Annotated in this window: 14 protein-coding genes; 10 read left to right on the plus strand and 4 right to left on the minus strand. The window is 60.0% G+C overall.

All coding sequences use genetic code 11. The annotated features are described in order from the left end of the window. Window positions 1-42 precede the first annotated feature (42 nt). From ACS4NR_RS03170 to ACS4NR_RS03200, 7 genes are all read left to right on the plus strand, one after another. Window positions 43-234 (plus strand): PLDc N-terminal domain-containing protein, encoded by a 192-nt coding sequence (locus tag ACS4NR_RS03170; protein ID WP_007914053.1) that lies wholly within the window; start codon window positions 43-45, stop codon window positions 232-234. A gap of 256 nt (window positions 235-490) precedes the next feature. Next, window positions 491-1,366, plus strand: a complete 876-nt coding sequence (gene speE / locus ACS4NR_RS03175) for a polyamine aminopropyltransferase (RefSeq protein WP_003223223.1) — start codon at window positions 491-493, stop codon at window positions 1,364-1,366. Between the two features lie 217 nt (window positions 1,367-1,583). Next, on the plus strand, window positions 1,584-1,817 hold the full coding sequence (locus ACS4NR_RS03180; RefSeq protein WP_456019070.1) for a hypothetical protein: 234 nt from the start codon (window positions 1,584-1,586) through the stop codon (window positions 1,815-1,817). Window positions 1,818-2,029: 212 nt separating this feature from the next. Then, window positions 2,030-2,377 (plus strand): ribonuclease E inhibitor RraB, encoded by a 348-nt coding sequence (locus ACS4NR_RS03185; RefSeq protein WP_007960698.1) that lies wholly within the window; start codon window positions 2,030-2,032, stop codon window positions 2,375-2,377. Window positions 2,378-2,911: 534 nt separating this feature from the next. Beyond that, complete coding sequence (locus tag ACS4NR_RS03190) at window positions 2,912-4,321, plus strand: circularly permuted type 2 ATP-grasp protein (protein WP_083366520.1); 1,410 nt, start codon at window positions 2,912-2,914, stop codon at window positions 4,319-4,321. A gap of 12 nt (window positions 4,322-4,333) precedes the next feature. Continuing rightward, the gene (locus ACS4NR_RS03195) at window positions 4,334-5,284 is read left to right on the plus strand and encodes an alpha-E domain-containing protein (RefSeq protein WP_027613321.1); all 951 of its coding nucleotides are present in this window, start codon (window positions 4,334-4,336) and stop codon (window positions 5,282-5,284) included. Continuing rightward, the gene (locus tag ACS4NR_RS03200) at window positions 5,281-6,084 is read left to right on the plus strand and encodes a transglutaminase family protein (RefSeq protein ID WP_095139976.1); all 804 of its coding nucleotides are present in this window, start codon (window positions 5,281-5,283) and stop codon (window positions 6,082-6,084) included. The genes ACS4NR_RS03195 and ACS4NR_RS03200 overlap by 4 nt, the downstream gene beginning before the upstream one ends. A gap of 118 nt (window positions 6,085-6,202) precedes the next feature. Here the strand turns inward: ACS4NR_RS03200 and ACS4NR_RS03205 are convergent, their stop codons facing one another. Next, the gene (locus ACS4NR_RS03205; protein WP_095139975.1) at window positions 6,203-7,024 is read right to left on the minus strand and encodes a c-type cytochrome; all 822 of its coding nucleotides are present in this window, start codon (window positions 7,022-7,024) and stop codon (window positions 6,203-6,205) included. A 584-nt stretch (window positions 7,025-7,608) separates the two neighbouring features. Here ACS4NR_RS03205 and ACS4NR_RS03210 point away from each other — a divergent pair. From ACS4NR_RS03210 to ACS4NR_RS03220, 3 genes are all read left to right on the plus strand, one after another. Continuing rightward, a complete protein-coding gene (locus ACS4NR_RS03210; protein WP_204896406.1) occupies window positions 7,609-8,814 on the plus strand; it encodes an acetyl-CoA C-acetyltransferase in 1,206 nt (401 codons plus the stop codon). Between the two features lie 25 nt (window positions 8,815-8,839). Then, window positions 8,840-10,984 (plus strand): 3-hydroxyacyl-CoA dehydrogenase NAD-binding domain-containing protein, encoded by a 2,145-nt coding sequence (locus tag ACS4NR_RS03215; RefSeq protein ID WP_456019071.1) that lies wholly within the window; start codon window positions 8,840-8,842, stop codon window positions 10,982-10,984. 95 nt (window positions 10,985-11,079) lie between these two features. Next, window positions 11,080-11,802, plus strand: a complete 723-nt coding sequence (locus tag ACS4NR_RS03220) for an amidotransferase (protein WP_027613315.1) — start codon at window positions 11,080-11,082, stop codon at window positions 11,800-11,802. A gap of 107 nt (window positions 11,803-11,909) precedes the next feature. On the opposite strand, the gene ACS4NR_RS03225 is transcribed toward ACS4NR_RS03220, so the two are convergent. From ACS4NR_RS03225 to ACS4NR_RS03235, 3 genes are all read right to left on the minus strand, one after another. Next, window positions 11,910-12,881, minus strand: a complete 972-nt coding sequence (locus ACS4NR_RS03225) for a magnesium and cobalt transport protein CorA (protein WP_095139971.1) — start codon at window positions 12,879-12,881, stop codon at window positions 11,910-11,912. Between the two features lie 134 nt (window positions 12,882-13,015). Beyond that, entirely contained in the window at window positions 13,016-13,738 is a 723-nt protein-coding gene (locus ACS4NR_RS03230; RefSeq protein ID WP_095139970.1) for a 1-acylglycerol-3-phosphate O-acyltransferase, read from the minus strand. 217 nt (window positions 13,739-13,955) lie between these two features. After that, window positions 13,956-14,645 (minus strand): crotonase/enoyl-CoA hydratase family protein, encoded by a 690-nt coding sequence (locus tag ACS4NR_RS03235; protein ID WP_456019072.1) that lies wholly within the window; start codon window positions 14,643-14,645, stop codon window positions 13,956-13,958. Window positions 14,646-14,740: the final 95 nt, after the last annotated feature.

The following is a 14,740-nucleotide window of genomic DNA, read 5'->3' on the forward strand; positions in this document are numbered from 1 at the left end:
CGTCTATCCTAAAAGTGCATGCCACTATTCTGGAGCGACACTATGGGTTCCACGTTCAACGGTCTGATCGGCCTGATCATTCTTGCCCTCGACATCTGGGCCATCATCAATGTGCTGAAAAGCGGCGCGACCACGGGGATGAAAATCGTCTGGGTGCTGTTGATCATCCTCCTGCCGGTACTGGGCCTGATCATCTGGGCGATTGCCGGGCCGCGGGGCAATGTGCGGATCTGACGCTTGCCCAAAAACACGCTGATCCCCCTGTGGGAGCGGGCTTGCTCGCGAAGGCGATTGTTCAGTCGAAACACAGGTTGAATGACACTCCGCTTTCGCGAGCAAGCCCGCTCCCACATTGGTCTTGCGTTACCTCCAGAGTGTGCTCTGTCGGAGGAAGGTTCGACCTGTCATCTTCGGCAACGTAGAATGCGCGCCTTTCCCGGGCAATCGTCCCCCACGATTGGCGCCCGCGCATTCATCGGAGCACTTGACCATGACCGTCACCAAAACCAGCGAGTACCTGGAAACCCTCTACGAAGGCTACGGCCAGCGTTTTCGCATGGAAAAACTGCTGCACGAAGTGCGCACCGAACACCAGCATCTGGTGATTTTCCAGAACCCGCGCATGGGCCGGGTGATGGCGCTGGACGGCGTGATCCAGACCACCGAAGCCGATGAATTCATCTACCACGAAATGCTCACTCACGTGCCGATCCTCGCTCACGGCACCGCCAAGCGCGTGCTGATCATCGGCGGTGGCGACGGCGGCATGCTGCGCGAAGTGACCAAGCACGCCGGCGTCGAGCACATCACCATGGTCGAGATCGACGGCACCGTGGTCGACATGTGCAAGGAATTCCTGCCGAACCACTCCAAGGGCGCCTACGACGATCCACGGCTGAACCTGGTGATCGACGACGGCATGCGTTTCGTCGCCACCACCACGGAAAAATTCGACGTGATCATCTCTGACTCCACCGATCCGATCGGCCCGGGCGAAGTGCTGTTCTCGGAGAACTTCTATCAGGCCTGCCACCGTTGCCTGAACGAAGGCGGGATCCTCGTGACCCAGAACGGCACGCCGTTCATGCAGATCGATGAAGTCAAAACCACCGCTGGTCGCCTGCGCAGCCTGTTCCCGGACTGGCACTTCTATCAGGCAGCGGTGCCGACCTACATCGGCGGTTCGATGACCTTCGCCTGGGGCTCGACCAACCCGGCCTACCGCAAGCTGAGCCGTGAAACCCTGCAACAGCGCTTCATCGGCAGCGGCATCGTCACCCGCTACTACAACCCGGAAATCCACATCGGCGCATTTGCACTGCCGCAGTACGTGTTGCAGGCGATCAACAAGCCAAGCAACGACTAAAAGAACGCTGCAAAACCCCTGTAGGAGCTGCCGCAGGCTGCGATCATTTGATCTTGCTTTTTAAACAATCAAAGTCAAAAGATCGCAGCCTGCGGCAGCTCCTACAGTGGATATATTTTTTTTCATGTTCGTCCGCTGCAATCCTTTTGAACGATCAATCTCGCCAAAAGTCGAGATAGTAGTAAGCCCATTTGCGGGTTTGATCGAGGAGGCACCGATGCAAAAGTGGAAAGTCACTTTCGTGGATGATCATGGTGAAATCGTTGATGAGATCTTCGAACGTGAGGAATGCCCGTCCGATGATGAAGCTGCACGGCTGATCAAGGAGCGGCTTCTTCCGGTCGCCGCCCAACTGGATCTGAACGATCTGGAAGGACGCACCGCCGATGCCGGGGTGAAAAACCTCAAGACCCAGAACGGCATCGAAATCCGCAGCATCACACTTGTCTGAACACTTCCTGTCATCTTGTAAACCAGGCCTTGGCAGCAGCTCTATCTTGGGGCTACTCTGCAAGCGAGATCAGCGAACGAATCGCTAAGGTCTGGTCTTGTCAGCTACATGCTTGTTTCCCGCCGGCAACCTGTTTGCCGATGTACTTTTGGCCTGTAAGGCCCGGGGCGGGAATACGGAAAGTCTATCCATCTATCCGAGGGGGACGATTCATGAGCACAGCCTATCAAGAAGACATCAGCAGCAATGTTCTGCGCCGCATGAAAGAAGGCGGTTTCGACTTTTCCCGATTCCATCCCATCGAGTTCTACGCCATTTTCCCGGACGAGGAGCGGGCGCGCAGGGCGGCAGGCAAATTTCGTGGTGAATCCATCAATGCCCAGGTCAGCGCGCGCGACGATGGCGCCTGGTCGCTGGAATTGAGCAAAGTGATGTACGCGACCTATGACGACATTGGCGATTTCGAGCAGGGTTTCTCTGCCGTGGTCGAGCCGCTGGGCGGCATCATCGAGGGCTGGGGCGTCAAGCAGGAGGTGCGTAACCGCCATCGTCTGAATTGATCTCTGGTTTCAGGTATTGAGCAACGGCTGACCTTCGGGTTGGCCGTTGTCGTTTCAAAGAGCAAAAGATCGCAGCCTCCGGCAGCTCCTACACCAATCACCTGTAGGAGCTGCCGAAGGCTGCGATCTTTTGCTTTTGCTTTCAAAACATTTCAGAAAGGCAAAAAAAAGCCACCGGAGAGGGTGGCTAAAAGGGAAGTCCGATAAGGAGCGGAAACCGGTCAGGGTTAAGGCCTGCGGGGACTGCGCGGGCAGTCCGGATCAGTGGAGCTGAAACCTTCACCGGGGGAAGTTTTCAGCGGATGCGCCGATTATCCGCAGCTCCGTGCGAGCGGTGAAATCAACTCTGACTATGCTGGTGATAGGCGATGCAATGCGTCGCAATGAAGCGGGGGCAATCCGGTTGGGGCAATTGCCGCACAGGAATGGTGCGGTGCTGCTGGCGTGATTATCCAACCGATTGAAATCAAAGCGTTTATGCCGATGGCACGGGCCTTGCGAAGGCCTGTAGGTCCGGGTGACAAGGAGTACGGCATGATCCGCACCTATTTTGATGAAATGTACGATGCCGGCGGCCAGGTCCGCCCGCATTACCGGGAGTTCGCCCGCTGGCTGGCCGACACGCCTGACGAGTTGCTGGCACAACGGCGACGCGAGGCCGATCTGCTGTTCCACCGGGCCGGGATCACTTTCACACTCTATGGCGACGAGCAGGGTACCGAGCGCCTGATTCCGTTCGACACCATTCCGCGCAGCATTCCAGCCAGCGAGTGGCGGATCGTCGAGCGCGGCTGCATCCAGCGGGTCAAGGCGTTGAACATGTTCCTCGCCGACCTTTATCACGAGCAGCGCATCATCAAGGCCGGGATCATCCCCGCCGAACAGGTGCTGGCCAACGAGCAGTACCAGTTGGCGATGCAGGGCCTGGATCTGCACCGCGACATCTACTCGCACATTTCCGGCGTCGATCTGGTGCGCGACGGCGACGGCACCTACTACGTGCTCGAAGACAACCTGCGTACCCCGAGCGGCGTCAGTTACATGCTCGAAGACCGCAAAATGATGATGCGCCTGTTCCCGGAGCTGTTCGCCGCCCAGCGCATCGCGCCCATCGACCACTACCCGAATCTGTTGCTCGACACCCTGAAAAGCTCCAGCCCGATCGACGACCCGAGTGTGGTGGTGCTGACGCCGGGGCGCTTCAACAGTGCATTCTTCGAACACGCGTTCCTCGCACGGGAAATGGGCGTTGAACTGGTGGAGGGCGCCGACCTGTTCGTGCGTGACGACAAGGTCTTCATGCGCACCACCGATGGCCCGAAAGCGGTGGACGTGATCTACCGTCGGCTCGACGACGCGTTCCTCGATCCGTTGGCATTCAACCCCGACTCGATGCTCGGTGTACCGGGGCTGCTGTCGTCCTACCGTTCCGGCAACGTGGTGCTGGCCAATGCCATCGGCACCGGCGTGGCGGATGACAAGTCGGTGTACCCGTTTGTCACCGAGATGATCCGTTTCTACCTCGACGAAGAACCGATCCTGAAGAACGTGCCGACCTGGCAGTGCCGCAACCCCTCGGAACTTTCCCATGTACTGGCCAATCTTCCGGATCTGGTGGTCAAGGAGACCCAGGGCTCCGGCGGTTACGGAATGCTGGTGGGGCCGGCGTCAACCACGGCGCAGATTGATGCGTTCCGTGAGCGGATCAAGGCCAAGCCCCACGCTTACATTGCGCAGCCGACGCTGTCGCTGTCGACCTGTCCGACCTTTGTCGAAAACGGCATTGCGCCGCGCCATATCGACCTGCGTCCGTTTGTACTGTCTGGCCGCGAAACCCGGGTCGTGCCCGGCGGTTTGACCCGTGTCGCCCTGCGTGAAGGCTCCCTGGTGGTGAATTCCTCCCAGGGCGGCGGAACCAAGGACACCTGGGTGGTCGAGGATTGAAGGAAGCTTGCCATGTTAAGTAGAACTGCCTCGGATCTGTACTGGATGTCGCGTTACCTGGAGCGGGCGGAAAACCTCGCACGGATGCTCGATATAAGCTATTCGCTGTCGCTGATGCCGCAGGACGGTCGCGGCGACGGTTTGCACGAACTGGCCATGCCGCTGTTGATCACTGGCACCCTCGATGATTATCTGGAGCGTCACGGCGAACTGCATGCCGAACGCCTGCTGCACTTCTTCGCCCTCGACGCAGCCAACCCGGCGAGCATCTACAGCTGCCTCGGCGCCGCGCGAGCCAGTGCGCATGCGGTACGCGGGCGCATCACTGCGGACATGTGGGAGAACATCAACGCCACCTGGCTGGAGATTCGCGGCATTGCCGAACAGGGCCTGAGCCGTTACGGCATGAGCCGTTTCTGCGAGTGGATCAAGGAGCGCTCGCACCTGTTCCGTGGCGCGTCCTACGGCACCATCATGCGCAACGATGCGTTCCGTTTCATTCGTCTGGGCACGTTCATCGAGCGTGCGGATAACACGTTGCGCCTGCTCGATGCGCGCTATGAAATGGCCGGCGATCAGGCCGAAGCGGTCAGTGACGGCACCGCCCACGCCTATTACCAGTGGAGTGCGCTGCTGCGGGCACTGTCGTCGTTCGAGGCCTACACCGAGATCTACCGCGACGCCCCCGGCGCCCGGCATGTCGCCGAACTGCTGCTGTTGCGTGCCGATGTACCGCGCTCGCTGCGCGCCTGCACCGAGGAAATCGACCAGATCCTCGCCCAGTTGCCCGGCGCCAATGGCCGTCCGGCGCAGCGCTTGGCTGCCGAGATGGACGCACGCCTGCGCTACACCGGTATCAACGAAATCCTCGCCGAAGGCCTGCATGCCTGGCTCACCGAATTCATCCCGCTGGTGCGCCAGTTGGGCAACGCGATTCACAGTTCATACCTGGAGGCTGCATGAGACTTTCCATAAGCCACGAGACCACCTATCACTACGAAGATCAGGTGCGGGCGAGCATCCAGTATTTGCGCCTGACCCCGCACGACAGCGAGCGTCAGCACGTGTTGAGCTGGCAACTCGACCTGCCGCGTCCGGTGCGCGCCCAGCTCGATCCGTTCGGCAACATTCTGCATGTGCTGACCATGGATGAGCCGCACGAAGCGATCATCATCGGCGCCCGTGGCCAGGTCGATATCGACGAATTGCGCGAGGCCGAGCATGAGAGCCAGTCGGCGCTGCCGTTTCTGCGTTTCACCCGGCTGACCGAGGCGGACGAAGCACTACGGGCGTTTGCCGAGAGATCCTGCAAGCAGCGGCGCGATCGCACTGCGCTGATCGACCTGATGCACGGTTTGAACCAGCACATCAGCTACACGCCGGGTTCGACCGAAGTCGACACCAGTGCTGCCGAAGCCTTCGCCGGGCGCGCCGGGGTTTGCCAGGATCACACCCATGCCTTTCTCGCCTGTGCACGCAGCCTGGGTATTCCGTCGCGTTATGTGTCGGGCTATCTGTACAGCGAGGACGCCGAGCACCTGGCCAGTCATGCCTGGGCCGAAGCGTGGCTGGATGACGCCTGGTACAGCTTTGACGTGACCAACCAATTGGCCCGGCCTGAGCGCCATCTGAAACTGGCGGTGGGCCTGGATTATCTGGACGCCTGCCCGGTGCGCGGCATGCGCCGCGGCGGTGGTTGTGAGCAGATGCATGCGAAGGTGTTCGTGTCGCCGACGCCGGTTATCTCCGTGCAACAACAATAACGGGTTCACACGTAACCCTTGTAGGAGTGAGCCTGCTCGCGATAGCGGTCGTCAGTTTAAGGATCAGTGACTGACACTCCGCTATCGCGAGCAGGCTCACTCCTACAGGATAATGTCGTCAGGGCTTCACCTTGCGCCCAGCCATGTGCTGCAAATAGCCGATCAACAATTGCAAATCCCCCTCCGGCAACACATCCGCGGAAAACCCCGGCATTTTCGCCTGCGGCCATTGGCGCAAACTCTGCGGATCGCGAATGTAGCGCTTGAGGAAGTCCGCGCCGAAATACTCGGTCGGGTTGTACGGAATATTCAGATCCGGCCCGAACTGCGCATCCCCCGCACCGTTCAACCGGTGGCAGGCCAGGCAGTTTTTCTGAAACAGCGCAAAACCCTGATTCACCGGGTCATCCGCTTTCAGCCTGGGATCCGGTAACAGCGCAGGGAAGCGCTCGGCCACCGGCGCCATGCGCTTGATGCTCGCCACTTCGAATGGCCATTGCTCCGGGCTGATGTTGCCGGCCTGCGGGTCAGTCCACACCAGATAGAACGGCCCGGCGCTGTGTTTGCCTTCGGACAGCGGCGGCCACGGTTGCGTCGGATCCTCGATCGCCAGCCACGCCCGTGCGCCGTTGGTATTGAGCAGCGGTGCAGCGCTCAGTTCGGCGGCAAACCCGTCCAGCGCCACTGCTTGCAGGTGATCGTCCGGTTTGATCCCGGTGAGCAGCGCCGCCACGGGTACGGCGCGATAAGTCATGTCCTTCTTGTAGGAGACATCGTTCTTGATGGTGAGGGTTTGTACCTGAGGATGCTTGAGCAATTCCTCGGTCTGCCAGGTGCGACTGGTTGCGCCCAACTGCAGCTCCAGCTGTGCGGCAGACAAGGGCATGCTCAGCAGCAAAGCCCCGAACACAATGAGCGTTTTCAAATGATCGCCGTCCATGTCGTGGAAGTGCGCAAAGGTTGGCACAGCCACGCTGGCCCGGGTAGCGGGCCAGTCATATTTTTGCTGGCGATAGCGTGCGCCTGGCCGTTGAGTCAGCCGATGACCTTGGTCAGATTCGGCAAAATCAGCAACAGCGTGGTGGCGAAAAGAATGAGCCCGGCTTGACGAACTTTCGGTTGTTTGAACATGGCTTGACCGCCTTTATTGTTATTTCCTGATGTCTGCCTGCATATCCATGACGGCAAACGCTGCACTTCCTGTTGAAGAACGTCGGCCCCGGCAAAACCCGACGACCCTGACGTACATGTACTACCTTAGAGCCCGCGTCACGCGCGACTTAGATCCATTTCGTATGTATTTGCTGCTGATAGCGATAAAAAAGGCATGAGGCGAATTGCCAGCTTCTTCGCCGCCCGCTTGCTAGACAACTCGCTGACCTGAACCGGTTCACCTGCGGGTGAATGACCGTCCGTCTGAGCGTGCGCGTCAACGTCATTGAGCGCTGTGGTCATTGAATCCTCGACGGCGCGGGACAACAGTGACACCACGAATTTCACTCACCGCACAGGTTCGAGGCCGTCATGACCCAAGCTTTGATTTTCGATGCGTTACGCACGCCCCGCGGCAAAGGCAAAGCCGATGGCGCGCTGCACAGCGTCAAACCGGTGAATCTGGTCGCGGGGTTGTTGACCGCACTGCAGAGCCGCACCGCGCTGGACACCAGTCAGGTTGATGACGTGGTGCTCGGCTGCGTCACGCCGATCGGCGATCAAGGTTCCGACATCGCCAAGACCGCGGTGCAGGTGGCGGATTGGGACGTCAGCGTGGCCGGCGTGCAGATCAACCGCTTCTGCGCCTCGGGTCTGGAAGCGGTCAACCTCGGCGCGATGAAGGTGCGCTCGGGCTTCGAGGATCTGGTAGTAGTCGGTGGCGTCGAGTCGATGTCGCGGGTGCCGATGGGCAGCGACGGCGGTGCCTGGGCGCTGGATCCGCAGACCAACCTGCACAGCCATTTCACCCCGCAGGGCGTTGGTGCGGATCTGATCGCCACCCTGGAAGGTTTCAGCCGTGAGGACGTCGATGCCTACGCGTTGCACTCGCAGCAAAAAGCCGCACGGGCGCGGGCTGACGGCTCGTTCAACAAATCGCTGGTGCCGGTGCAGGATCAGAACGGCATCATCCTGCTCGATCACGATGAGTTCATTCGCGCCGGATCGACGATGGAAGGCCTCGGGAAACTCAAGCCAAGTTTCGAAATGATCGGCCAGATGGGCTTCGACGCCACCGCGCTGCGGGTTTACAGCCACGTCGAGCGGATCAACCACGTGCATACGCCGGGCAACAGCTCCGGGATCGTTGACGGTGCGGCGCTGATGTTGATCGGCTCCGAAGCCAAGGGTCGTGCACTGGGCCTGCAACCGCGGGCGCGCATCGTCGCCACGGCGGTCACCAGTACTGACCCGACCATCATGCTCACCGGCCCGGCACCGGCCACCCGCAAGGCTTTGGCCAAGGCGGGCTTGCGCGTGGAAGACATCGATCTGTTCGAGGTCAACGAGGCGTTTGCCTCGGTGGTGCTCAAGTTCATCAAGGACATGGCGGTGGACCCGGACAAGGTCAACGTCAACGGCGGCTCCATCGCCATGGGCCACCCGCTGGGTGCCACCGGTTGCGCGATCCTCGGCACTTTGCTCGATGAACTGGAAGCCCGGCGCCTGCGCTACGGCCTGGCGACGCTGTGTGTCGGCGGCGGCATGGGCATTGCCACCATCATCGAACGCCTCTGAGCCCCGACTTCAAGGAAACCTTGTTATGAGCGAAGCCATTCGTTACGAAAAAGGCCAGGACGCCATCGTCGTGCTGACCATCGACATGCCGGGCCAGAGCGCTAACACCATGAACGCCGTGTACCGCCAGGCCATGGGCGCCTGCGTTGCGCGGCTGGTGGCGGAAAAAGACAGCATCGCCGGGGTGATCATCACCTCGGCGAAGAAAACCTTCTTTGCCGGCGGCGACCTCAATGAGCTGATCAAGGTCGGCAAACCCGAGGCCAAAGCGTTCTATGACATGGTGCTGAGCCTCAAGGGGCAATTGCGCACCCTGGAAACCCTCGGCAAACCGGTGGTCGCGGCGATCAACGGCGCCGCGCTCGGCGGTGGCTGGGAAATCTGTCTGGCTTGCCATCACCGAGTAGCGCTGGACGATGCGGCGGTGCAACTCGGTCTGCCGGAAGTGACCCTCGGTCTGTTGCCGGGCGGTGGCGGGGTGGTGCGCATGGTGCGCATGCTCGGCATCGAAAAAGCCTTGCCGTACCTGCTCGAAGGCAAGAAGGTGCGCCCACAGCAGGCGTTGCAGGCTGGTCTGATTGATGAACTGGCGGCGGATCATAACGAGTTGCTGGCCAAGGCGCGCGCCTGGATTGTCGCCAACCCGAACGCGGTGCAGCGTTGGGACGTGAAGGGATATCAGATCCCCGGCGGCACACCGTCGAATCCGAAAGTCGCGCAGATGCTGGCGATTGCGCCGTCGATCCTGCGCAGCAAGACTCAAGGCACGCTGCCGGCGCCGGAGAAAATCCTCTGTGCGGCGGTGGAAGGCGCGCAGGTTGATTTCGACACCGCGCACCTGATCGAAACCCGTTACTTCACCGAACTGACCACCGGGCAGATCTCGAAAAACCTGATCGGCACCTTCTGGTTCCAGCTCAACGAGATCAACGCCGGTGGCTCGCGCCCGCAAGGGTTTGCGCCATATGTCACGCGCAAGGTCGGCGTGCTGGGCGCGGGGATGATGGGGGCCGGGATTGCCTTCGTCAGTGCCTCGGCCGGTATCGACGTGGTGCTCAAGGACATCAACCTGGCGGCGGCCGAGAAGGGCAAGGCGCATTCGGCGGCGCTGCTGGACAAGAAAGTCGCCCGTGGCCAGATGACCGCTGAAAAACGCGAGGCGGTGCTGGCGCGAATCCAGACCAGCGAAAGCGATGCTGATCTGGCGGGTTGCGACCTGATCATCGAGGCGGTGTTCGAGGATCGCGAACTCAAAGCCAAGGTCTCATCGGCAGCGCAAAAGATTGTCGGTTCTGACGCGGTGATTGCCTCCAACACTTCAACGTTGCCGATCACCGGGCTGGCGACCGCAGTACCCGATCAGAGCAAATTCATCGGCCTGCATTTCTTCAGCCCGGTGGACAAAATGCCGCTGGTGGAAATCATCAAAGGTGCGCAAACCAGTGCTGAAACCCTGGCGCGGGGTTTCGACTTCGTCCTGCAAATCAAGAAAACCCCGATCGTGGTCAACGACAGTCGCGGCTTCTTTACCTCGCGGGTGTTTGGCACCTTCACCAATGAAGGCATCGCCATGCTCGGCGAGGGCGTGAGCGCGCCGATGATCGAGACCGAAGCGCGCAAGGCCGGGATGCCGGTCGGGCCGCTGGCGATCTCCGACGAAGTTTCCCTCAGCCTGATGAGCCATATCCGTCAGCAAACGGCCAAAGACCTGCAAGCGGAAGGGAAACCGCTGACAGATCATCCGGCATTCGCTGTGATTGACTTGCTGCTCAACGAATACAAGCGTCCGGGCAAAGCCGCCGGCGGTGGTTTTTACGATTACCCGGCCGGCGCTCAGAAGCATCTGTGGCCCGAATTGAAGACCTGTTTCGAGAAGGCCGACGGGCAGATTTCGCCGAAGGATGTGCGTGACCGGCTGTTGTTCGTCCAGGCCCTGGAAACCGTGCGCTGCGTGGAGGAGGGCGTGCTCACCTCAACGGCGGATGCCAACGTCGGCTCGATCTTCGGCATCGGCTTTGCGCCGTGGACCGGTGGTGCGTTGCAGTTCATCAATCAGTACGGGGTGCAGGACTTCGTTGCACGCGCGCAGTATCTGGCCGAGCAGTACGGAGAGCGCTTTGCGCCACCGGCGCTGCTGCTGGAAAAAGCCGCGCAAGGCGAGCTGTTTTAAGTGATCGGCTGAACGCTGCGGGGCTTGCCTTGCCGGGGTGTTTCAAGGCAGGCTCTGGGGTGTTCATTATTCCCATCACGTGTCAGGTATTTTTTATGTCGCTACGCATCTGCATTCTGGAAACCGACATCCTGCGTCCGGAACTGGTCGATCAATATCAGGGTTACGGGCAGATGTTTCAGCGCCTGTTCTCGCAACAACCGATTGCCGCCGAGTTCACCGTGTACAACGTGATGCAGGGCGAATACCCAAGCGACGACCTGACCTTCGATGCGTACCTGATCACCGGCAGCAAGGCCGATTCGTTTGGCACCGACCCGTGGATCCAGACCCTCAAGCAATACCTGCTGACCCGCTACGAGCGTGGCGACAAGCTGCTCGGCGTGTGCTTCGGCCATCAATTGCTGGCGCTGCTGCTGGGTGGCAAGAGCGAGCGCGCCAGTCAGGGCTGGGGCGTCGGCACCCACAACTACAAACTGGCGGCCAAGGCGCCGTGGATGAGCCCGGTGCGGGAAGAGCTGACGCTGCTGATCAGCCACCAGGATCAGGTCACCGCACTGCCGGAAAACGCTACGGTCATTGCCTCCAGCGATTTCTGCCCGTTTGCCGCGTATCACATCAACGATCAGGTGCTGTGCTTCCAGGGCCACCCTGAATTCATTCACGACTATTCGCGGGCGCTGCTGGATCTGCGCCAGGACGCGCTGGGTTCGCAGATCTACTCGAAAGGCGTGGCCAGCCTGGAGCAGGAGCACCATGGCACCACGGTGGCAGAGTGGATGATGCGGTTTGTGGCGCATAAGCCAGAAGCTGCTTAACAGCAGATCAAAAGATCGTCCGAACGCGGCCCGAACCTGCGGCAGCTCCTACAGGGAATGGCATTTGTAGGAGCTGCCGCAGGCTGCGATCTTTTGCTTTTGCTTCCCTACAACCACCCCGACTTCTTGAAGCTCGCCCACAAACTCACACACCCCACCGTGATAAACCCCAGTACAGCGAAATAGCCGTAGTGCCAGCTCAGCTCCGGCATGTTCTGGAAGTTCATCCCGTAAATCCCCGCCACCGCCGTCGGGAACGCCAGAATCGCTGCCCACGCAGCAAACTTGCGCTGCACCACGCTCTGCCGTGACGCCTCCAGCAACACGCCGACCTCGATGGTCTGGCTGGCGATGTCGGCCAATGTGGTCAAGTCTTCCATCTGCCGCGTGACGTGAATCTGCACATCGCGGAAGTACGGGCGCATGTTCTTGTCGATGAACGGGAAACTCAGCTTCTGCAGTTCCTCGCCAATCTCCACCATCGGCGCTGCATAGCGGCGCAGGCGCAACACATCGCGACGCAGGCCGTGGAGTTTCTGGATGTCATGCTCGTTCAACGCACTGCACAGCACGTTGCGCTCCAGCTCATCGATCTCGGCGTGGATCGCTTCGCCCACCGGCTGGTAGTTTTCGATGACGAAATCCAGGATTGCATAGAGTACGAAATCTTCCCCGTGCTCCAGCAGCAGCGGACGCGCCTCACAGCGTTGGCGGACATGTGCGTAGGACGCCGAGTGACCGTTGCGAGCGGTGATGATGTAGCCCTTGCCGGCGAAGATATGCGTTTCGATGAACTGCAAAATCCCGTGTTCACGGATCGGCGAGTAGATGACGATAAACAAAGCGTCGCCAAAGGTTTCCAGCTTCGGCCGACTGTGTTTTTCCAGGGCGTCTTCGATGGCCAGTTCGTGCAGATTGAACTGGCGTTGCAGGTTGGACAGCTCCTGAGCGTCCGGTTCTTCCAGACCGATCCAGACAAAGTGCCCGGTTTTCGCGGCCCAGGCGGCGCCCTCATCGAGGGTAATATTGGTGACTTTCTTACCGGCGCTGTAAACCGCAGCAGCAACAACTCGACCCATGGTGGTGGTTCACTTCTTCTTGGCAGATGGCAGGGAATACAAGGCTTCAGCTTAGCCGTGTCGCTGCTTGAGAGTCAGTGAAATCTGCACAGTTCACCCGGCAAAAGAAAACCCGCACAAGGCGGGTTTGTTTTTCACGCAGCTTGCAGCTGCTGATCCATCGCGGCGATGCATTCGCGCATCTGTTCGCGGCACTGGGACATGAGCATGGGCATGTCATCCATGGTCAACCCGGCTGTAGGAATCGCCGGCAGCGAGCGTATGAGAATTTTCCCGCTGCGCCAGCGGTTCAGGCGCATGTGCTTGATGTAGCTGCTGACGCACACCGGCACGATCGGCACGCCAGCGGCGATCGCCATCTGGAACGCGCCTTTCTTGAACGGCAGCAGTTCTTCACCGAGGTTGCGCGTACCTTCCGGGAATACCCAGATCGAGGTGTCTTTGTGTTGCAAGGTGTGGGTGGTGGTGAGCATCGACTTGCGCGCCTTGTGCGCGTTGCCACGATCAATCAGCACGTTGCCTGCCAGCCAGAACAGTTGGCCGAACAGCGGCACCCATTTCAGGCTTTTCTTGCCGATGCACACGGTACGCCGGGGCACCACGTTGCCGAACACGAACAGGTCGTAATTGGACTGATGGTTGGCAACGATCACGCAGCTCTCAGGCTTGTGCATCAACGGGCCAACGTCGGCTTTTACCCGCAAGCGCAGAATGCACATCGCCGGAAGCGCGTAGAGGCGGGCGCACAGTCGGCTGTTGTCCGGATTGAACGGACGGCACAGGCCGAGGATCACCCCCAACACGCCGGCCAGAATAAAGTGCAGGCCCATCAATAACATACGAAACACAAACAGCATTTTCAGGCCCCACCGGGACAAAAGGTGGCGCAGTGTACGGATGTGCACTGTTTTCGGCAATTGCTGCTATAGAGTCCGGAGATAGGCGATGTTTAAGCGCATGTTTCCGAGTTGATTGTCAGACCCGTCCTAGAGCAGTCGATGCCCGATCAACCGAACACCCAAGAAAAAGCCCGACACGACGGTCGGGCTTTTTTTCGGCTCGGGAAGCGCGGGCTTAGCCCAGATGCTCCTGATCCTGGATGATCGCGTTGTCGAGGGCTTCGAGCAGTGCCTTGCGCACTTTGAGCTTGGTGTTCTTGTGCGCATTCATGTTGATTTTCTTCAACTGACGCGCCGCTGCCAGGGCTGCGCCTTGCAGCTCTTCGGCCGCCACCACCTTGTCGAGAAAACCGGCATCCACCGCGCTTTTCGGATCAAACATCTCGCCGTTGATCACCGAACGGTGGAACGCCGAGCGACGTAGACGATCACGCGCCAGCTCGATGCCGGCGTGGTGCATGGTCATGCCGATCTGCACTTCGTTCAGACCGATGCTGAACGGGCCGTCGACACCAATGCGGTAGTCGGCGGACAACAGCAGGAACGCGCCTTTGGCCACGGCGTGACCAGGGCAGGCAACGATCACCGGGAACGGATGAGAGAGCAGGCGACGGGCCAGGGTCGAACCCGCGGTCACCAAAGCCACGGCTTCTTTAGGGCCAGAGGTCATCACCTTCAAGTCGTAGCCGCCAGACAGAATCCCCGGCTGACCGGTGATGATCACGATGGCACGATCAGTCACCGCCCGATCCAGCGCCGCGTTGAACGCCGCAATCACGTCCGGGGAAATGGCATTGACCTTGCCGTTGTTCAAGGTCAGGGTCGCGATACCGTCTTCGAGGTGGTAGGCAATCAACTCACTCATGACGCTATTCCTTGTAAGAAAGATGGGCAGACGTTACCCACCGCCGTAGGCCAGGTAAAGCGCCGTGACTGACTCGCCAGTCACCGTTTCCGCCC

The organism is Pseudomonas sp. JQ36 (assembly GCF_053851495.1).